This window comes from Carnobacterium sp. (genome assembly GCF_032094055.1).
Classification (GTDB): domain Bacteria; phylum Bacillota; class Bacilli; order Lactobacillales; family Carnobacteriaceae; genus Carnobacterium_A.
Genome location: NZ_DAMDAK010000037.1, coordinates 9,819 through 12,044, shown reverse-complemented (window position 1 = coordinate 12,044; position 2,226 = coordinate 9,819). Strand labels below are relative to the sequence as shown.

Annotated in this window: 2 protein-coding genes; both read left to right on the top strand. The window is 35.0% G+C overall.

The annotated features are described in order from the left end of the window. The coding region (locus tag RT405_RS07270) for a cysteine hydrolase family protein (RefSeq protein ID WP_313468787.1) at window positions 1–349 on the top strand (349 nt) is incomplete at its 5' end. A 404-nt stretch (window positions 350–753) separates the two neighbouring features. Then, window positions 754–2,226: heavy metal translocating P-type ATPase (locus RT405_RS07265; RefSeq protein ID WP_313468785.1), on the top strand; the 1,473-nt coding region annotated here is incomplete at its 3' end.

The following is a 2,226-nucleotide window of genomic DNA, read 5'->3' as shown; positions in this document are numbered from 1 at the left end:
GTGGCCGCCTCACAACGTTATAGGTACAAAAGGGCAAGAGTTGTACGGAGACTTATCTGAGTGGTTTCAAGATAACAAAGGAAATAAAAATGTGATGTATACGCCTAAAACAAACTATAATGCATTTTTTAAAACAGGTTTAGCTGAAAGCTTAAGAAAATTAGAAGTAGAAAAAGTTCACGTTGTTGGAGTCACTACAGATATTTGTGACTTTTTAACGGTTTCAGGGGCAGATGCAGAAGGTTTCAAAACAGTTATTCATAAACAAGGTGTAGCCACATTTACGGATCTTGGAGAGACAATGCTAAATCATATGAAACGTTGCTTCCATACTGAAGTGATTGACTAACGACTTATTAATGAAAACAAAGAAAAACAGCTATTCTATCGTGCTTGTACGAAATAGAATAGCTGTTTTTTATATTGAAAAAACTGATGCACCACGTTAGGCTTCAATACTCTAGCAGTAAACTACTATCAAATTTCTTTTTAAAGTTGAGCTGGGTTACAGATGATTTTACAGAATGAACTTATCCTCTAAGTTGTTTTTTATCCAGCCAATCTCTTGACAAAATAGCATCAATTGATATAATGAACATATATTCATATGAAAATTCATTCATATGTAAACCAAAACTATTACGCTTTAGGAAAAACCGGGAGAAGTGTAGCAGTTCATAAAGAGATATTTGCTGAATAATGTTCTAACGGCAAATGAGTACATAATTATAATTTCATAGGAGGACAATAGAAATGGATACTATTCAAAAAAACCAGTCACAAGAAAAACATAGTCATGACCACTCACATGGACATGATCACGAGCACACTCATAACCATAATCAAGGAAAAATGCCGATTATTTTGTATTTTTCTGGCTTTGTGTTGGCACTTATTGCGTTATTTTTAAATAAAGATTTAGAATTATTACAAAATAGTCTTTTTTTAATTGCTACGATCACAGCTGGTTATCACGTTATTGTGCTTGAAGGCATTGGAGAGACGATTGAAAACACTAAAGCTCAAAAAAGATTTACACCTAACTCCCATCTTTTAATGGGTTTAGCTGCGATTGGAGCTTCGTTGATCGGAAATTTCTGGGAAGGAACACTATTGATTCTTATTTTTTCTGGCGCTCATTTTCTAGAAGAGTATGCTGAAGGAAGAAGCAAAAGAGAAATTACAAAGTTACTTGAAATGAATCCAACAACTGCTAGATTGATGATGCCTAATGGAGACACAAAAATCGTGGACGTCAGTACATTAAAAGTTGGAGACCGACTTCAAGTATTAAATGGGGATCAAATACCAATTGATGGAATTATTGTATCTGGTACTACTTCGATTGATGAATCTTCTATTAATGGCGAAAGCATTCCTAAAGAGCAAACGAAAGGCGATAGCGTTTTTGGAAGCACAATTAATGGAACAAGTTCTTTTACAATGGAAGTTACGAAAGAAAATAAAGATACAGTTTTTTCAAAAATCTTACAATTAGTAAACCAAAACCAAAACAATCAAACAAAGGCTGCTAGTATTATTCAAAAATTTGAGCCAAAATATGTGACAATTGTTTTAGTCGCTATAGTGTTAGTGGTTGTGCTGTCTCCGTTCCTGTTTAATTGGACATGGTCTGAAAGTCTGTACAAAGGTTTAGTGCTTTTAGTTGCAGCTTCACCTTGTGCTTTAGCTGCAGCTACTGTATCCGCAACTTTATCCGCAACTTCTAATTTAGCTAAAAAAGGAGTGTTGTCAAAAGGAAGTTCCTATCTGTCCCAATTAGCAGATATTGATGCGATTGCCTTTGATAAAACGGGGACGCTTACTAACGGAAAACCCGTAGTAACAAATGTTTATTTTTCTGATGCTGTAAACCAAGAAAAGATGATTGATATTATCGTAGCTCTTGAAAAAGAATCAAATCATCCTTTAGCAGAGGCCATTTTAAATAAGTTTAAAGCTAAAAACAAATTAAACATTAAAGCAAACAACCAGATCGGAAAAGGCTTGGAAGGAGAGTACGACGGACACATCTATCGTATAGGCAAGCCTACTTCGTTTAAGAGTGTCTCTGATGAATATACCCGTCTAAATACTGAATGGGCTACTGAAGGAAAGACGGTGGTATACGTAGCTGAAAATAATAAAGTTCTCGGCCTGATAGCTCTTATGGATGTGCCGAATAAACAGGCAAAAGCAACGATTGATAACTTTAAACAACAAGGG